Origin of the sequence: Vibrio navarrensis (assembly GCF_015767675.1) — a bacterium.
Lineage (GTDB): Bacteria > Pseudomonadota > Gammaproteobacteria > Enterobacterales > Vibrionaceae > Vibrio.
The window spans coordinates 1,487,974-1,504,806 of the sequence record NZ_CP065217.1; the positions used below are offsets into that span (position 1 = coordinate 1,487,974).

The following is a 16,833-nucleotide window of genomic DNA, read 5'->3' on the forward strand; positions in this document are numbered from 1 at the left end:
CTGATTTCTGTGTTTTTCATGATGCTGAAAGTCTTGGCGAAAACGAGCCAAAAGATCGAGAGCTAAACGCGGCTGGTCGAACTCGTCGCAACCCCTTGCGCCACAAGGGGTGGGGGTGGTCGCGGGTCCTTCCCCAAGGGTGGAATCTCCACGGGGTCGAGACTCGCCGATTCCGCCTCGTTTTAATGTCCGGTTTTTACTCCCTTCTATCGGGCAGCTTGAGAAAGGAGTGAACCATAACGCGTAACGCTAAAAGAGTGTCGCTATGGCAGAAGTAAACCGAAATGAATTTGCCCAAATCATGGGCTACTCACCCAAATGGGTGGGTGACCTCATCAAAGAGGGTTTGCCACATCAAGGCGGTGGAGGTCGGGGCAAGCCACTCATCATTGAAACTGACAAAGCTATCCAGTGGATCATTGACCGCGAAATCAAAAAGCAAATTGGTCAGTACGAAAAAGAGAACAATGCGCCCAAGGTCGGTACCAAAGACGGCGAAGATTTATTGCTGACCGCAGCAAAGCGGCGCAAAGCGGAAATCGAAGCGAAGAAAGCAGAAGAAGCCGTGATGGATTTGGGCGAGTTGGCGCAGTTCCTATACATGGTTGGCAACTTGTTTGGCAGTGAGCTGGACGGCATAGGTGCCCGAACAGCGTTAGAGGTATCGTCAGAACATGAGCCTGCAAAATGCAAAAACATCATCGACAAAGAGAGCCGACGTATTCGCTCTGCCACCGCTGACCGCCTCAGTGCGTTCGTTGCTGACTATCTTGCAAAACGTAGCGGAGATGGTGAGAGCGAAACCGCTGAGGAATGCTGCGCAGTGGGCGACTGAAAACCGCATCATGCCTCCTGGCTCTCCAATACCTGGGCCGTTTGATACCACTTCAACGCCCTACATGATTCCGGTCTGTGTGGCGTTTTCAGATCCCGCGTATTCCAAAATCACTTTTGTGATGGGTACGCAAATGGGCAAGTCGGCCACCATGCAGAACATCATTGGCTGGCGACTGGATGATTTACCAGCACCAATTATTTATGTCGGGCCCACCGAGTCCAACATCAACAACGTGGTCGAACCCAAGATCATGGAGATGTTTCGCGAGTGTCAGAGTCTTTGGATTAAGTACGACGACAAAAGTCCGAAACACAAAAAGCGTATTGGCGGTGTTTCACTGCGTTTCGCTTGGGCAGGTTCGGCCACCGAACTTGCTTCTGACTCTGCAGTTATCACGCTAGTTGACGAACTTGATCGCCCAGATGCCAACGCAACAGGCGAGGGTTCACTGTCGGAAATTGCTGAGGCGCGGGGTGATGCCTATATCGACTCCAAGCTTGGGCTGACCAGTACACCGACTCACGGAAAAGCAAACACCTTTGTTCATCCCGAAACGGGAATGACGCATTGGGCCGTTTCGCCCAAGGGAAAAGTCTCAAGCCCCATTTGGCTAGAATGGGAGCAAGGTACCCGCCACGAATGGGCGGTACCCTGTCCAGACCCAGATTGCGGTGAGTATTTTATCCCGCGGAGTGAGTTACTGTATTGGCCGGGTAAGGGCACAGAGAAAGAGTGCTCACCAGCTGCAGCTTCACGTGAAGCTAGGCTGACCTGCCCTCATTGCGGCGGTCAAATTGAAGACAAACATCGTAAGTTAATGAATGCACAGGGCGTTGCAATCGCCCCCGGTCAATATGCCAAACGGCATGATGATCATTCAGTGCTGATCACTCAGGGAGACGAATCGGCTGTTGTGCCGTTTCATTCCATGCTGCACCCACTGGAAGATAACAACCATTTCAGTATTTGGGTGAGCGGCCTGTGTTCATTCTCAGGCAAAAAGAGTTACGGCTATCTGGCGCGTAAACTTCTGCAGGCCCAACGCAGTGGCGATCCAAACCAACTGCTTTCGGTCTACAACACGGGCTTTGGTGAAATCTTCGCGGTTGTCGGTGAGGCACCGGATTGGGAAGAAGTGTATGCACTGCGTTCAAGCTATCAGTCAGGTCAAATTCCTGATGGTGTCGAAGTGTTGATCTGTACCGTGGACGTGCAGAAAAACCGCTTGGTCTATGTCATACGCGGTTGGATGCCGGGCATGAGCTCGCGCCTTATCGAATTTGGCGAGCTGTGGGGCGATACCGACAAGCCAGAAGTTTGGCAAGAGTTAGATGAACTGGTTGCCCAAGAGTGGGACGGGCATACCATTAGGTTAACCGGAGTCGATGCTGGATACCGCACAGACGAAGTATACGCTTGGGTACGTCGCCATCGCTCTCGTGCTCGCGCTTTAATGGGTTTTCAAAAACTGCCTAAACCATTTCGCATGATGAAAGTCGAGGTTGATAAGCAGGGCAAAGTCAGAAAGCGTGGCGATAAGCGTTGGGATATAGATTCAGGCCTTGCCAAATCTTGGGTTCATAACCGGGTACGTTGGGAGCGCGGTGCAGTCGGTGATTGGCTGTTGCCTGCTGATGTAACGGAAGACTACTGCAAGCAGATTGTTGCCGAAGAGTTTGATGAAGAGTCCGGGACTTGGAACCGAGTCAGTAAAGACAACCACTTTCTCGACTGTGAGGGCATGAATTATATGTGTGCACGAATGCTTCGGTTAGACCGCAAGAAAATCAAATCTGACGATGAGGAAGAGGCAGAGACTGCCGTTACCGAACCGTCAGAAGAGGATGAGTTTGAAGAGGAAGAGCAACAAGAAGCTCCTGTTCGGCTCAAACGAAAAACCAAAAAGCGCCTGCTGACGCGGCGTAAAAAAGGAAACTTCGCAACATCATGGTAATCCCGACAACCTTTATTTCAGGTCTGTCGGTCAGCTTTCCCGTTTCATTCTCCCAATATCCCGCCTCAGAGTGGGATGCCACCTTGTATCTACGCTCAGCCAATCATGCGGCAGAAATCATTGCTCAGAAGCAAGAGAATTCATTTCTCTTTGCTGCTGATGGGATGACTACTGCCGAGTGGTTGCCCGGCGAATACACTGCGGTGATCCGAGTGACGAAAGGGCAGGACGTATATCAGCCGTACTCAGAGCGAGTGACGGTGCTCCCCGATCTCGTTCAGCTCGACACGCACGATCCGCGCAGTGATGCCGAAAAAGCCTTACAAGCCATACGCAATACCTTAGCGAATCGAGCAACGGCCGATCAGCTCAAGTTGTCGTTTGGTGGGCGAAGCTTAGAGAAAACGCCAATCAGTGACTTACTGAAACTTGAGCGGCGGTTTGCGGTGATGGTGGCAAAAGAAAAACGGGTTAAGTCTGGCCGAGGCCTCCTTAAAATCACCAAAGTGAGGATGCGCTAATGTGGAATCCTTTCCGTTCAGCACCAGTACAACCCGCCGCGAAACGCAAAGCTCGAACGGCTCCGGTGTTTAAACTCAACGCATCACGTAGCCTGTTTTCAGCTGCAGACCCAGACCGTAGCAACAGTAACTGGACCACTCAGCCTGTACCGATAGGCAAAATGATTGACCAAAAACTGGTGACTTTGGTTGCACGCTCTCGCGAGCAGATCAGCAATAACGACTATGCCCGTGGTTTTGTGCGTGAAGTGCGCAAAAACGTGTTGGGTCACAAAGGGATTGTGCTGCAGGTTCGCGCCAAAGAACCCAATGGCTCATTCGATACCTATGGCAATGCAGCGGTAGAGCGCGCTTTCAAAAAGTGGGGTCGCCGTGAGAACTGCACGGTTGACGGTCGTCTGGATTGGCGGCGTGCTAAACGAGTCATTCTCAATACAGTTGTGGGTTCAGGAGAAATCTTTATCCGGATTGTAGAAGGGAGCACGGCAGGACCTTGGGGTTTCGCACTGCAGTTGCTTGATCCAATGCGTGTCCCTGTTCAGGTCAACGATATGCGCTTGGCCAGTGGCAACATCATTCGTCAAGGAATAGAAATGACTCCTTATGGTCGGCCAGTCGCTTACTTGGTGGAAACCAAAGCGGGCGTATTGGCTGAACCATTTCGCCACAGCGGAAAGGAGTTTGAACGTGTACTGGCAGAAAACATGCTGCACGTATTCGATCAAGAGCACCCAGAGCAATATCGCGGCGTTCCTTGGAACCATACCTCACTGAGACGAATGAAAAACCTTGACGGATTTGAAGAAGCCTCGGTGGTTAACGCGAGAGCTGGTGCAAGCAACGTCGTAATGCTCAAACCAGACCCTGAGGTATTTGAAACAGACGATGACGAAGTGGATGAGCCGGAGATCGAATTAGAGCCTAATTCGGTGATCACATTACCACTTGGCTATGACCCTGTTGATTACAAGCCGGAGTTTCCATCCGTTGAAACCGCTACGTTTTCCAAGCATATGCTGAGAGGCATGGCGACAGGTCAGGGGCTTGCTTACAACACTTACAGCAATGATTTAGAAAACGTCAATCTCAGTTCAATCCGCCAAGGAAAACTAGACGAACGTGATGGCTGGAAGGATTTGCAAGAGTGGTTCATTGAAGCGGTCTGCCATCCCATCTATGAGCGTTGGCTCGAATACTCGCTGCTAGCTGGAAAAATCCTGAACACCAATGGCAAGCCTATCCCAGCCTCACGTCTGAGCAAGTTTCTTGAAGTGGAATGGCAGGCTCGCCGCTGGGAGTGGATAGACCCACTCAAGGAAGAAAAAGCCATTACCGAAGCACAGATCAACGGTCGCAAATCACCGAGTGAATCCATTCGAGAGTCGGGGCGTGACCCTATCGACGTATGGGAAGCCTACGCCAACGACATTAAGTCGATGAGAGAGCTAGGGATACCCGACGAAATGATCATGCAAATTCTTGGAATTAAGCAGGCGCAACCCACGCCAGCGGGAGAAAGCAATAATGCGCAAGAAGAAGACAGCGAGCAAGACGCTGACGGCGAGTGATGCCATTCGCCAGCAGAAAGGCCAGCCACTTTACCGTGATTACAGCGTTGACTCTATCAACGAAGAGGAACGTACAGCCGAACTGACGTTCTCCAGTGAATACGCGGTTGAGCGCTGGTTTGGTTATGAAATTCTCGATCACTCACCCGGTGCGGTGCGAATGCAACGCTTTGAGGCAGGCGCATCCTCATTGGTTAACCACGATTGGGATGATCTGGTCGGTGTGATTGAGTCTGCTCGAATTGAAAACAAAACGGGTAAAGCGGTGGTGCGTTTTGGTACCAGCCCCCGAGCAGAAGAGATCTGGCAGGACGTTAAAAACCGAATCCGAAAACACGTTTCCATCGGCTATATCGTGCACGAAATGGTGCTCGAAAAAGACGAAGACGGCACGCGAACTTACCGCGTTACCGACTGGGAGCCCTTTGAACAATCCTTTGTCACTGTTCCTGCTGACCCAACGGTTGGTGTAGGCCGCAGCTTAGACAATCTTAAAACCCTCAACCAACTGCGTGATATGGGGATCATCATCCCAACTGGCGCAGAAGACAACGAAACTGAAATTGAAACCCGGAGTGAATCCAATATGAAGACCAAAACCCTTCGTGATGCCAGTGGCCGCTTAGTACGTGCGAAAGTTGATGAGAACGATGTTATTGTTGAAATCATTGAAGTTCTTGAAGAAGCTAACACAGAGCGCCAAGCAGGTGTCGACGCAGAGCAAAACCGTGTCCGCGATATTCTCGACCTGTTTGAGCAGTACGGTAGCCGAGGCGTAGATCCTAACGCGTATCTTCGCGACAAAAGCAAAACTGCTGCCGATTACCAGCGCGCACTGCTGGATGCTGCTGCGAATCCGGGAAGCGACAAAGGTAACAAGCGTAGCGCAACACCATCGGCGGCAGACAGCCCTGATATCGGCCTGTCAGATTCAGAGATCCGCAATTACTCATTCTTAAACGTATTGCGTTACCTCTCAAATCCAACTAACGAAAAATATCGCCAAGCGGCTGCTTTTGAGCTTGAAGCGTCTGCAGCGGCGGAAGGTAAACTGCAGCGTGAAGCGCAGGGCATCATTGTGCCAAACGACGTGCTTCGTGCAGCAGCACCGATTGCCGCGTCTGGCTCAGGTGCAAACCTAATCGCCACTGAGCATTTGGCGGGAAGCTTTATCGATATGCTCTACAACAAATCCTCGGTCATGCAGTATGCGACAACGCTAACCGGGCTGGTGGGTGATCTCTCTATTCCTACCCAAGAAGGCGGCGCTACGGGTTACTGGCTGGGTGAAGATGCGGATGCCACGCTATCAGAAATCACCTTCGGTGAGCGCACATTGCAAAACCGCACCTGTGCAGCACTAGTCGAAATGACGCGTAAGATGATCATGCAGTCGTCTACGGACGTGGAAATGCTAGCGCGGAGTGATATTGCCAAAGCGTTGGCATTAACCATTGATAAAGCCGCGTTGTATGGCACAGGTGGCGATCAGCCGCTCGGCCTTGCTGGTATCACGGGGGTAAACCCAGTGAATCTGGCTGGCGCGAACCCAACCTATGAAGAGTTCATTGCAATGGAAACCATCATTGCAGCGGATAACGCCGATGTGGGTTCGATGCTTTATATGATGAACGCGGTGGGGCGCGGTCACTGTAAGTCTACCCAGAAATTTGCTAACACCAACGGCTCACCGATCTGGGAAGCGGGTAACACCGTGAACGGTTATGGCACGCACATTTCGAACCAAATCAATAGCGGGGACTACTGGTTTGGTGTTTGGTCTGAATTGTTGATTGGCTTGTGGGGTGGTTTGGATCTGACCGTGGACCCATACACGCACAGCAGCAAAGGCCGCTTACGCATTGTTGCCTTCCAAGATGCTGATGTCGCAGTACGTCACCCGCAATCGTTCTGCTTAGGTCGCAAATCAGCCTAATCAGAGCCTATCAAATCGCCGCCTACGGGCGGCTTTTTAGTGGAATAAAGCCATGAAAGATGAATTACAAAAAATCCGTACTATTGCCCCCGTTCGCTGCGGTGGTAAATCGTTACCGCTCAAAACGGAGTTAGAGGTTGGTAAAGACCTTAAACTTTCTGAAGCGCGTTCGCTGGTGTCACTCCGTAAAGCTGAGTGGGTCGTGTCGGAAACGGAAGAGCCCGAGGACGGCGATGAATAATTGGTCCGATTCGGTGGCGGAGATGGACGCTGCCCTGTTTGATACGTTTGGTGACGTGGTAACAATTGCAGGACAGACAACGACTGCGATTCAAGATACATCGCAAGAGCAATTTGGTGTCATGGTTGCGAATGTTACTCGTCTGTCTATTCCTAGCTCATCGGGAATTAAGGTGCGTAAAGGCGACAAAGTAGTTTACAAAAACCGTAACTATGTCGTTGTCGATGTGCCTGAGTATCGCGATAGCCTTATTAGTTTCGATTTGCAATGAATAACCTCGACCGCCAATTGGCAACTGCAGTGAAAAATCTCAGCGCTCTGGATGAAAAGGCAGTACCTCGCGCCAGTGCGATGGCGATTAACCGGATAGCTAATCGGGCAATCAGCCGCTCGGTGAAAGACACCTCAAAGGCGGTACGAGTTCAGCAAAAAATCATCCGCCGTTATGCCAGAGTCTCTAAAAAAGCCTCACCCAAACAGCCTGTAGCCTATGTCCGAGTTCGTCGCAATGACATCCCCGCTATTCACATAGGGGAAGCGAGAACACAGATCCGCCGCAAGAAAGGGCGTTATCAGGTGCAAAGCGCAACCCGCAGTAAAGATGGCCGCTATACCAAACGTGAAATATCGGGTTTTACGTCTATTAAGGTAGGCAAGCATCAGTTTGATAACGCTTTTTTACAGAAGCTCAAGAATGGCAAGTGGCACATCATGCAACGTACTGGCGAGGCGCGTTACCCAATCAAAATGTGCGCTATACCAATTCGAAACGAAATTACTGCCGCTTTTGAAACCAACAGTAACCAGCTAATGAAAACGGATATGCCCAAAGAGCTTTCTTATGCGATAGGCCAGCAAATCCGACTGGTGATCAGGAGAGATGTGTCGCGTGGAAATTAACAAACAAATTCGCCAGCAGGTGATAACTGACCTGCAGAACCACTTAGTCGATAGTGACGGTCAGCCGCTTATTGTTGCCTATTTCTCGGGTCGCGGTGAACCCGTTCTTGCCAGTGATGATGGAGAAACTGCGTCATTAGAAGTGCCCGCCATTTCTGTCTATATGCTCGAAGGTGAGACCACAGGGCAGGACTTTGACGCAGAAGAGTGGAATGCCGCACTCGCTGTCGAAATCATGGACTTGGCCACCAATCAGTTGGATGACGATTTAGATAACTTGGGCGAAAAAGTATTGAACGTCATTCACCGAGATTACACCGCAAACGGCTTGCTCACTTTGTGTAACCGAGCTGGCTTTTCTTATGTCCGAGAGGACGGGGCCCCTTGGGGCTCATTAGTTTTGACTTTTTCTGTTGAAATGGAGACAGATTGATGACCACAACCACCCCAACCAAAGGCGCAGGAACCACCTTCTGGCGCTTGAAAGACTCCGCCACCATTGAAGGCGTCGCTGAATATCTTGGCGATGAAAAATGGGATCGACTTGCAGGCGTGAAAGAGCTGCAGCCTGGCGAAATCACAGTAGAAGATGAAGAAGACAATTATCTAGACGATCCCGATGCGGATTGGTCAAAGACGTCTCCGGGTCAAAAATCAGCGGGAGAAACCACCCTCACATTGGTATGGAAGCCGGGCGAATCGGGTCAGCAGCAGTTAGTGGATGATGTCGATAAAGACGTAATCACGCTCTACCGCGTCAAATATCCGAATGGTACGGTCGATGTGAATCGCGGTTATATCAACTCGCTGGGCAAAGCGGTCACGAGCAAAGAGAAAGTGACGCGAACCGTGAAAATCAAAAACGTGGGCAAACCTAAAACAGCGGAAGAGTTGATCGCTGAATCAGGCGCAGGAGCATAAGAAAATGGCGGCATTCTTAAAAAAGAAAACAGTTCCAGTTGATGGCGAAGAGGTAGAGATCACGCAGTTATCGGGTCTGGACCGTTTTAACTTCTTGGACTATTGCTCCGACTTACCGAAGCCGGAAACGCCAGAACGGCCTGCTGAAAATGCATCAAGTAAAGAGATGGATCAGTTTTATGAAGCCATGTCTGTTGCCTCTAAAAAGTGGGAGCGTTTGAGTTTTATGGGGCAATCTCGACTTGTGGCCTACGGTACCCAATTTGATATTGATGACTTGGAAGAGCGCCATCAGTACATCATGTCATCGATGATGCCGCAGCAAGTAAAACAGTTGCATGACGAGATCGCTAAGTTCTCGGGCATTCCACTGCCTAAATCAGAAGAAAACACGGAAGAGCCTAACAGCGAGCCTGAAGAAGCACAGGAGCCTGCTGACCCAAAAGGCTAATTCGGGCAGAAAGGGAGTTTGCCCAAGATCTGGCGCGAGAGTTCAAAGTCTTGTGCTGGCGAACGGCGCTGGCGTCCATCAGTGGGGAGATGGTTGTCGAGTGGCAAACCTACTTTGCTAAGAACGGTTTCACTCACGAGATGGATAACTGGCGCCATGCTGTTGCGTGCGCAGCAAACTGGAATGTGACGGCCATGAGCGCCGGGATCAAACTTGAATCACCAATCTCTTACCGTGATTTTCTGCCAAACCAAGAGCCTGAAGAACCCCGAGAATACACTGATGAAGAGTTGATGGCCATGGGCGCATCAGCCGGAGGTATGCGTTTTGAGTGCCCAAATAGCTGATTTTAACCTGAGATTTAACGCCGACACGGTGAGATTTCAGAAAGACGTTGATTACGCGAAAAAGATGCTGCGCGGTTACACCAAAGAAGCCCGTGCGGCCAACGATGGCACTGGAGAGCTAGAGCGAAAACTTAACGTTGCTGGAGCAGGTTTCAAAAAGTTTGGAACCACATCACTTCAAATTGCAGGGATGATAACAGCTAGCTTTGGCGCGGCGGCCACCGCAGCAGCCTATCTCGTTCGTCAAAACGCCCAGCAAGCCCGTGAAATTGAGCGCATGGCGACTGTCGCTCAAGTGTCAGTTGAACGCATTCAAGCACTGGCTTACGCCTCAGAGCAATACAGCATTTCGGGCGAGAAGATGTCCGATATTCTCAAGGACGTGAATGACAAGCTTGGTGATTATGCGGCCACTGGCGGTGGGGAGTTCAAAGACTTCTTTGAGCAAGTGGCTCCCAAAGTTGGCTTGACGGTTGAGAAACTACAGCAAATGGCTGGTCCTGAAGCCTTGGTGGCAGTAAAAGACGCAATGGATCAGGCTAATATCCCAATGAAGCAGCAGATTTTTTATCTGGAGTCGATTGCGAATGATGCTTCAGCATTAATGCCACTGCTTGAAAATAAGGGAGTAAAGCTCTATGAGCTGACGCAGCGTTATCAAGACTTGAATGTCGCCATGTCTGAATACGACATTGAGAAATTCAAGCAGATGGATCAAAAGCTTGAAGATGTCAGCCTAAAACTCCAGAAATCATTTGCAAATGCGGTTTTGGGTTCAAGCAAGCAGATAGATTGGCTCACTGATAAGATTGTTGATACTCTTGATTATTTGGGTGCTTATTTCGATAGCATGAACGACGAGCCCAGTACCCAAAACGGAATACGTAAAAAACTCGATGATCTTCGTGGTGATGCAAGAACAGTTAAGATCGAGCTTGAAAGAGCAGAGAATGCGCTTGAAGGGTTAAAGAAAACCCAGAAAAAAGCAGAAGATGACTTAGAAATGCGGGCTCACCTAGCCAATGCAAGGTTTGGGGAAAAAGTCGATGCAGCACAAGCCAAAGTCACAAAGCTAAAGCAAGAATACGAAGCTCTCAGCCTAGCGGTAGACAAATATCAGCGCCAATATGATGACCAAAAGGACAAGAACAAGCCAAGTTTTAGTAAACCGCAGCCGGGGCTTGTTGTCGCGGGTTCAAGTAGCACCGACACCGACAGCAAAGAGTTAGCACGCCAACAGGCGGCTGGTGCTGCGCGTCTGTCCAGCCTTGATATGCAATACGCCAATGAGCGCGAGAAACTGCAGTTGGCTCATCAGCAGCGTTTAGCGGACATTGAAGCGTTGCAAGTCTCCGAAAAAGAGTTGAAGCAGCGAGGCTATGAAACGCTGGATGCGCTAAAAGCGGACTACGCCTCACGTGAAAGAGGCTTCTATCAAGCCGAATTGCAAGAGCGTCAGCGAAATCAAGACGACGCCATTCAGCGCGAAATCGATGCTTTTGCCCGTAAAGAGGAAGAGAAAACACGCCTTGCAGAGCAAGAGGCCAAGCAGCGTGCCTACATGGAAGAGCGCTTGATGCAAGAGCGCATTCGCGGTGTGAGCAATTTCATGGGGCAGATTTCCCAACTGCAAAACAGTGAAAACAAGAACGCTGCGCGCATTGGTAAAACCGCCGCTCGCTTTCAAATCATGCTCAATGCCTACGAATCGGCAACCTCTGCGTATAAATCTCTGGTCGGTATTCCTTACGTTGGCCCCGGACTGGCTGCCGCTGCCGCAGGTACCGCAATGGGATTTGGTATTTCCATGGCCAGCAAAGTCGATTCACTTTCGAACATGGCGCACAACGGGATCACCGAAGTTCCCATGATGGGCGGCAAGCGAGAATCCAACTGGACACTATTGGCCGGTGAACGGGTTTACACCAATGAGTCGGCGAATCGGATAGACCAAATGTTTAACGCCATTATGTTGATGCAAAGCCGCGTGTTTGCTTTTAACGATCCCATTTCTCAAACCAGTAAAGACTCTTCACGTATGGCCCCTCGGACGATGGTTAATATCTACGGCGCTCCCGAAGGCGCTCGGACGGAAGAGAAAACTGGCGAGAACGGGGAAGAAATTATCAACGTTTTCTTGGCTGATATCGATACCGACGGGCAAATGTCGCAAGCCATGACCCGAACGTTTGGCCTAGCTCGGCAGGGGGTATAAATGGTGGCCATGATGTATCCCAGCTATTTGCCTCATCCGCATTTTGACCCATCCGGTATTAAGCAGCAATCCAATCGTATCCGCAGTGAAATGGCCTCTGGTCGAGTTCGTCAGCGTCGCCGTTTTATGGTGGTTCCTGCCGAGCAGACACTGCAGTGGCGGCTGGAGCCAAACCAAGCGGCGGCGTTTTTAGGGTGGGTAGAGCATGCGTTGATGGGGGGCGTAGGCTGGTTTAGGTTGAATCAACGCACTGAGCTGGGCGTTGTCCCGATAGACATCCGCATGATTCAGCACCCACTAGAAAACGCCAAGCAAAAAGCTGGGCGTTTTTTTTATTCCGTTAAATGTGAGATTCGCCAGTACCCAATTCAGAGCGAAGAGATCACGGTTGGCCAAATCCTAGCGCCTCATACTCTTGATGAGTTTGTTGATGGTGTTGATATGGGCCGTTACTACACAGAGAGCTGGAAATGATGGAAAACAGCAACAACTATTTTCAGTTGATAGCTAAATTTAATAAGAATATTGAATGGCTTAATAAAGTTTTACTGGGTGGAGAGACAGATTACGTAGTGATTGATGGTGTTGGTAAACCATCTATCTCCAAAGAGTTTGCGGACCGATTCAGTGAGCTTCAGGCCATGGTTCAGGGGCAAAAGACCTATACAACCAAGGCTGCAATGGATGGTGATTTAAGCCCGTCAGCAGACACCATAGCCATGGTTTGGAGTGATCCAAACAGCCAAAATAATGGTTGGTATGGAAAAGTCGGCGCCAGTGGCTCAGGTAGTTGGAGTAAATCACAGTACGACCCTATCAAAGAATCTCAATCGTTGGTGTTAGACGTATCTTCGGCTATTTCATCTTCTACTGATAATACCTACAAGCGCCGTATGGCTGCTATGGGGCAGTATCTGCTCGATCATAAAACAGAAAAGATAGTGCCTTTTGTTGTTGACGAAGATGACATGGTTCGCCTCGGTTTTGACAAAGCGACCGGGGATCTTGTTGGTACAAGTTTAGGTTCTATTGATGATTCTGCGCCATCGTCTCAGGTTCACCCTGTTGTTGTTGATAAAAGTGGCCGAGTTGCCATTGGCGTGAACAAAAGAACAGGTGAAACATTAATGGTGCCGGATGAGTCTACTTCCATTCTTAATGCTGAAAAGCTGGAAGAGTACCACTTGGCAGAGCCTCTTGGCGCTTTTTCTGGTTACGTGTATTTGATTACTGATGAGGCAAACCGTGTTTTAGCAGGTGTTGATAAAAATGGCGCATGGGAGTTTTTTGGCGGCATCAAAGGGATTAACCAGCAAGTTAACGGTCCGGTTATTGGTAGTCCTAAGCCATTTGCTGATATTAATATGACGATGTTCTATGGTCAGAGCTTGTCAGTAGGCTCTCAAGGTAAGCCAGCGTTATCGACAGAGCAGAAGTATAACAACATCTGTTTTTCTGGCGGTGCGCGTTCAAAAAATACAGAGCTTGGCTCAACCATCCCTCTAGTTGAGACGAATGACCCGGCTCCTGATGGTGGAACTAACCGTGGCGAGACACCTTGTAGTGGCATGGGTGATTACACTCAAGTGCTGCTTGGAAATAGAGATATTCACACTCAGCTAGTTTGTACCGCTGGTCACGGTGGTTATCGTATTGACCAGCTTAACAAGGGAACGGAGTGGTACAACAATTATGCCGTACCTCATATTAGAGCAGGTTTTGATACATCAAAGGCCAGTGGTAAAACACACATTCACCAGGCTGTATGTTGGTTGCAAGGCGAAAACGATACCAATAAAAGCATTGACGCTTATAAGCTGGACTTAATCACTCTGCGAAACGATCTACAGACAGAGATGGCGACTTATGGAGGTCAAACAATTGAGCATGAGTTTATCACTTACCAGCTTTCTTCTTATGCTACGACTGGGAATGTCGCCCGAGCACAGCGAGCAGCATCAAAAGAGCATGAACATATTCATGTCTGTACGCCAACTTATCCAATTCCGCACTTTAGTGACAAAGTGCATTTAACCAATGTTGGGTATTACCTGATTGGGTGTTATTACGCTCGTGTCTATGATCATGTCGTCGTTCGAGGGGTTCCGTGGCAACCATTGGACTTTAAGCAAGCGTTGCGACAAGGGAAGTTGGTAACTGTTGAGTTTCACGTGCCTAACCCACCATTAGCTTTTGATACTGATTTTATGGGTAGTGTTTACCAATCAGGATTCAGAGTTGTTGATGCTGACGGTGATGTTGATGTTGAGTCTATTGTGCTTTCTGGCTCCAATAGAATCACATTAGTGTTAGCTAAAGAGCCTAATGGTGACGTCCGTTTGCGATATGGCCTGGACTATTCATCCAGTGTAATTGATGGCATTTCCTCAGGAGCCGGTGGCACGTTGCGTGATAGCAATGAGGAAACGGTAAAAATATCCGGTGTTACTCATCCACTTTATAACTGGTGTTTGCATTTTGAGGAGATCATCTAATGGCCACAACATTGTTAAGCCGTAATGCGAGTTTTACCAGCCAGGTACTGCCAACGTTAAATGGAGCTGGTTTTCAGTTAGGTGAGACCAGCCGAGAAAGCACGGCGAAAGGACATTACATATTGGGGGAAAGCCTAGAAAAAAGCGTAGTGGACTTATCGGGTAATGCTCACCACCTATCCGTTCCTTTTGATCAGCCAGTGGTTGGCGATGGCTACTGCGAAGTTGATAGCATGATGATGTTTGATACAGGTCTGGTTATTGGTGATGAACTGACTATGGCGGTTGTTTTTAAGCGAGTGGGTAATGGCTTGGTTATTGGTAACCTTGGGAGAAGCGGTGGTCTGCAGCGCCTTGACCGAAATGAAGAAGATTTGATTGGTTCGGCATCCATTTTTACTTCCACGGATATAACGAACTTTAACGCAGGTTACTCTCAGCCGATGGGGGCTTCGAGCGGTTCAATTTCAAACAAAGCTCAATATATAGATGATAGTTGGTGCTTTGCAGCTTATTGCATCTCACCAACGTCAACACATGCCCTGACCAGCCATTCAGGTATAAATAATCTATTGAAAGCCGCTCATCCTGGAACAGCAAAAACAACAACAGCTGAAGGTAAGCCAGTTCAAAATCTTCATATTGGTAATCCTAACTACAGCTCTATGGCCGGGAAATCATTGGTCGCTGAGGCTGTCTTTTTTGAACGGTCATTAGGTCATCAAGAACTTATTGCTTTGTATAAGCGCTCTCAGGCTCGAATGAAATTGAAAGGGATTATTATCTAATGGCATATATCAAAAGAATTAAAGGTGTAGTGGTTGATAACCCTGAACTTCCTGTCCTTGATGGGTTTAGAAGAATCACAGAAAATAATGTATTTGAGACAGATTCATGGGGACATTGGATTCTTGGCGGTTCTGAGCCAGATAGTATCCGTGATTTATCAGGTAATGGGAACAACCTTACGGTAATGTTTGGGCAGCCAGAGTTAGGTGCCAATTATGCAAAAGTTGGATTTTCTGATGTTTATGACACTGGGCACAAGTTAGGTAAAGCGCATACATTTGTTGTTGTGTTTAAGCAGGACAAATCGAAAGGTTCTTCTGGCGGCCTAGTTTTTGGTAACTTTGGTCGTTCAAGCAGCACATATCGTTTGGATCGTTATGGTCTGCCTATCATTGGCTGTTCTTCGGTGTATGTTTCCGGCGATCGCATTTGTGGGAATAGTTCATATTCATCTCCGTATTTGGCCTCTGTTGGCACCATTAACGATGATGCCGCGGGTAACTCAGAACAATGGTTCTTTGCTGCTTATTCCTTAGATGGAGAGTCTAAAGCTCGAATGGTAAATACCATCCGTGGTGTGAATAACCCATTAGAGATAAGCACACCAGGCGGTGGGGTAAATACTGAAACAAACCATCCTGTTGGTATCGGTAACCCTAACTATGACACAAATTTAATGAATGATTCATTAGTGGCCGAGGCGATTTTGTTTGACAGAGCATTAACTGCTGAAGAGATGGTTTCGGTGTATGACCGTTCTCGTCAGCGTATGGCATTGCGGGGGATTGTGATCTAATGGATACGGTTTTTAAATTAGCGCATAGATTTGTAGTGCCTTCAGAGCAAGTTGCCTCCCCTGTGTATTCACCCGGTGGTGACGTGCCTGAAGTGGGCGCTTGGGGGCATTGGATCCTCGGTGGTACAGAGAACGGTTCTAGAACGGACATTACTGGAAATGGTCGTAATTTACGGAATTATTTTGGTACGCCACAAGTGTTAGACCAAGGTGTTGAGTTTAACTATAACGATGTTTGGGACACGAACTGGGTACCAAAGGGCGAATTCACCATGGCCGTTGTATTCCGTCGCAAGACATTTGAACAGTTAGGTGGATTGGTTATAGGCAACTTAGGTACAAGTGGTGCTGGTTGGCGTCAAGACCGATTTGGCAACCCGCTTGAAGGTTCGACTTGTATCTATGCGAGTTATGGTGCTCCGCCTTTGCCAGCTCCAGAGGGCATTGGGGTTAACATGAACTCATCTCCAAACAAAAGTGAAGGGCAGAGTGCTAGCTTGGGAGCCGTTACTTTTGGTTCTACGACTGTGAACCATCGCGAATGGGTGTTTGTTCTTTACTCTGTATCACCTGTAGGTACCGTTGGGTATTCATCACTTAATAATCCCGCAGGGCGTTTCTATGATGGTGATGGGTATCGAGGGACGATTACCAATGTTACAGGTCAGACAGTTGGCCTAGGCAATGCTCACTATCAACCCGATTATGCTAATGAAAATAGCTTGATAGATACGATGGAAATTGCTGAGGCTATTCTTTTTGATCATGCCGTGACTGTAGAAGAAGCTGAGGCGGTATTTGAACGATCAAAAATGCGTATGAAGCTAAAAGGCATTGAACTACTCGACTTGAGAACCTGAT

18 protein-coding genes are annotated in these 16,833 nt (G+C 48.9%); all 18 read left to right on the forward strand.

What is annotated here, in order from left to right; translation table 11 throughout:
- Positions 1–265: 265 nt before the first annotated feature.
- Genes I3X05_RS06720 through I3X05_RS06805 form a run of 18 tightly spaced genes read left to right on the forward strand, consistent with a single transcriptional unit; the run spans position 266 to position 16,832 of the window.
- Positions 266–835: a terminase small subunit gene (locus I3X05_RS06720; protein ID WP_337971051.1), complete on the forward strand. Its 570-nt coding sequence runs from the start codon at positions 266–268 to the stop codon at positions 833–835.
- Positions 789–2,792, forward strand: coding sequence for a terminase gpA endonuclease subunit (locus I3X05_RS06725; protein WP_337971052.1), 2,004 nt, complete (start codon positions 789–791; stop codon positions 2,790–2,792). Before I3X05_RS06720 ends, I3X05_RS06725 begins: the two co-directional genes overlap by 47 nt.
- Positions 2,786–3,313, forward strand: a complete 528-nt coding sequence (locus I3X05_RS06730; RefSeq protein ID WP_337971053.1) for a hypothetical protein — start codon at positions 2,786–2,788, stop codon at positions 3,311–3,313. Before I3X05_RS06725 ends, I3X05_RS06730 begins: the two co-directional genes overlap by 7 nt.
- Positions 3,313–4,881, forward strand: coding sequence for a phage portal protein (locus I3X05_RS06735; protein ID WP_337971054.1), 1,569 nt, complete (start codon positions 3,313–3,315; stop codon positions 4,879–4,881). Before I3X05_RS06730 ends, I3X05_RS06735 begins: the two co-directional genes overlap by 1 nt.
- Positions 4,838–6,817, forward strand: a complete 1,980-nt coding sequence (locus I3X05_RS06740) for a phage major capsid protein (protein WP_337971055.1) — start codon at positions 4,838–4,840, stop codon at positions 6,815–6,817. Before I3X05_RS06735 ends, I3X05_RS06740 begins: the two co-directional genes overlap by 44 nt.
- A gap of 52 nt (positions 6,818–6,869) precedes the next feature.
- Positions 6,870–7,058 (forward strand): hypothetical protein, encoded by a 189-nt coding sequence (locus I3X05_RS06745; RefSeq protein WP_193246900.1) that lies wholly within the window; start codon positions 6,870–6,872, stop codon positions 7,056–7,058.
- Entirely contained in the window at positions 7,051–7,329 is a 279-nt protein-coding gene (locus I3X05_RS06750) for a head-tail joining protein (RefSeq protein ID WP_337971056.1), read from the forward strand. Before I3X05_RS06745 ends, I3X05_RS06750 begins: the two co-directional genes overlap by 8 nt.
- A complete protein-coding gene (locus I3X05_RS06755; protein WP_337971057.1) occupies positions 7,326–7,958 on the forward strand; it encodes a phage tail protein in 633 nt (210 codons plus the stop codon). Before I3X05_RS06750 ends, I3X05_RS06755 begins: the two co-directional genes overlap by 4 nt.
- A complete protein-coding gene (gpU, locus tag I3X05_RS06760) occupies positions 7,939–8,391 on the forward strand; it encodes a phage tail terminator protein (RefSeq protein WP_337971058.1) in 453 nt (150 codons plus the stop codon). Before I3X05_RS06755 ends, gpU begins: the two co-directional genes overlap by 20 nt.
- Complete coding sequence (locus I3X05_RS06765; RefSeq protein ID WP_337971059.1) at positions 8,391–8,879, forward strand: phage tail tube protein; 489 nt, start codon at positions 8,391–8,393, stop codon at positions 8,877–8,879. The genes gpU and I3X05_RS06765 overlap by 1 nt, the downstream gene beginning before the upstream one ends.
- Positions 8,880–8,883: 4 nt before the next feature.
- The gene (locus I3X05_RS06770) at positions 8,884–9,330 is read left to right on the forward strand and encodes a hypothetical protein (RefSeq protein ID WP_337971060.1); all 447 of its coding nucleotides are present in this window, start codon (positions 8,884–8,886) and stop codon (positions 9,328–9,330) included.
- 50 nt (positions 9,331–9,380) lie between these two features.
- Complete coding sequence (locus I3X05_RS06775; RefSeq protein WP_229599916.1) at positions 9,381–9,677, forward strand: phage tail assembly protein T; 297 nt, start codon at positions 9,381–9,383, stop codon at positions 9,675–9,677.
- Complete coding sequence (locus I3X05_RS06780; protein WP_337971061.1) at positions 9,658–11,892, forward strand: hypothetical protein; 2,235 nt, start codon at positions 9,658–9,660, stop codon at positions 11,890–11,892. Before I3X05_RS06775 ends, I3X05_RS06780 begins: the two co-directional genes overlap by 20 nt.
- Positions 11,893–12,366 (forward strand): hypothetical protein, encoded by a 474-nt coding sequence (locus tag I3X05_RS06785; protein WP_337971062.1) that lies wholly within the window; start codon positions 11,893–11,895, stop codon positions 12,364–12,366. It begins immediately after the preceding gene.
- Positions 12,363–14,387, forward strand: coding sequence for a sialate O-acetylesterase (locus I3X05_RS06790; protein ID WP_337971063.1), 2,025 nt, complete (start codon positions 12,363–12,365; stop codon positions 14,385–14,387). Before I3X05_RS06785 ends, I3X05_RS06790 begins: the two co-directional genes overlap by 4 nt.
- Positions 14,387–15,175, forward strand: coding sequence for a hypothetical protein (locus I3X05_RS06795; protein WP_337971064.1), 789 nt, complete (start codon positions 14,387–14,389; stop codon positions 15,173–15,175). The genes I3X05_RS06790 and I3X05_RS06795 overlap by 1 nt, the downstream gene beginning before the upstream one ends.
- Positions 15,175–15,972: a hypothetical protein gene (locus tag I3X05_RS06800; RefSeq protein WP_337971065.1), complete on the forward strand. Its 798-nt coding sequence runs from the start codon at positions 15,175–15,177 to the stop codon at positions 15,970–15,972. Before I3X05_RS06795 ends, I3X05_RS06800 begins: the two co-directional genes overlap by 1 nt.
- A complete protein-coding gene (locus I3X05_RS06805; protein WP_337971066.1) occupies positions 15,972–16,832 on the forward strand; it encodes a hypothetical protein in 861 nt (286 codons plus the stop codon). Before I3X05_RS06800 ends, I3X05_RS06805 begins: the two co-directional genes overlap by 1 nt.
- The last annotated feature ends 1 nt before the right edge of the window (position 16,833 follow it).

What these genes read in the sequence shown, in the direction of transcription:
- I3X05_RS06730 (WP_337971053.1), top strand. Translation starts at nt 2,786, where the DNA reads ATGGTAATCCCGACAACCTTTATTTCAGGTCTGTCGGTCAGCTTTCCC.
- I3X05_RS06740 (WP_337971055.1), top strand. Translation starts at nt 4,838, where the DNA reads ATGCGCAAGAAGAAGACAGCGAGCAAGACGCTGACGGCGAGTGATGCC.
- I3X05_RS06765 (WP_337971059.1), top strand. Translation starts at nt 8,391, where the DNA reads ATGACCACAACCACCCCAACCAAAGGCGCAGGAACCACCTTCTGGCGC.
- I3X05_RS06805 (WP_337971066.1), top strand. Translation starts at nt 15,972, where the DNA reads ATGGATACGGTTTTTAAATTAGCGCATAGATTTGTAGTGCCTTCAGAG.
- I3X05_RS06720 (WP_337971051.1), top strand. Translation starts at nt 266, where the DNA reads ATGGCAGAAGTAAACCGAAATGAATTTGCCCAAATCATGGGCTACTCA.
- I3X05_RS06750 (WP_337971056.1), top strand. Translation starts at nt 7,051, where the DNA reads ATGAATAATTGGTCCGATTCGGTGGCGGAGATGGACGCTGCCCTGTTT.
- I3X05_RS06770 (WP_337971060.1), top strand. Translation starts at nt 8,884, where the DNA reads ATGGCGGCATTCTTAAAAAAGAAAACAGTTCCAGTTGATGGCGAAGAG.
- I3X05_RS06745 (WP_193246900.1), top strand. Translation starts at nt 6,870, where the DNA reads ATGAAAGATGAATTACAAAAAATCCGTACTATTGCCCCCGTTCGCTGC.
- I3X05_RS06800 (WP_337971065.1), top strand. Translation starts at nt 15,175, where the DNA reads ATGGCATATATCAAAAGAATTAAAGGTGTAGTGGTTGATAACCCTGAA.
- I3X05_RS06795 (WP_337971064.1), top strand. Translation starts at nt 14,387, where the DNA reads ATGGCCACAACATTGTTAAGCCGTAATGCGAGTTTTACCAGCCAGGTA.
- gpU (WP_337971058.1), top strand. Translation starts at nt 7,939, where the DNA reads ATGTGTCGCGTGGAAATTAACAAACAAATTCGCCAGCAGGTGATAACT.
- I3X05_RS06755 (WP_337971057.1), top strand. Translation starts at nt 7,326, where the DNA reads ATGAATAACCTCGACCGCCAATTGGCAACTGCAGTGAAAAATCTCAGC.
- I3X05_RS06785 (WP_337971062.1), top strand. Translation starts at nt 11,893, where the DNA reads ATGGTGGCCATGATGTATCCCAGCTATTTGCCTCATCCGCATTTTGAC.
- I3X05_RS06735 (WP_337971054.1), top strand. Translation starts at nt 3,313, where the DNA reads ATGTGGAATCCTTTCCGTTCAGCACCAGTACAACCCGCCGCGAAACGC.
- I3X05_RS06790 (WP_337971063.1), top strand. Translation starts at nt 12,363, where the DNA reads ATGATGGAAAACAGCAACAACTATTTTCAGTTGATAGCTAAATTTAAT.
- I3X05_RS06725 (WP_337971052.1), top strand. Translation starts at nt 789, where the DNA reads ATGGTGAGAGCGAAACCGCTGAGGAATGCTGCGCAGTGGGCGACTGAA.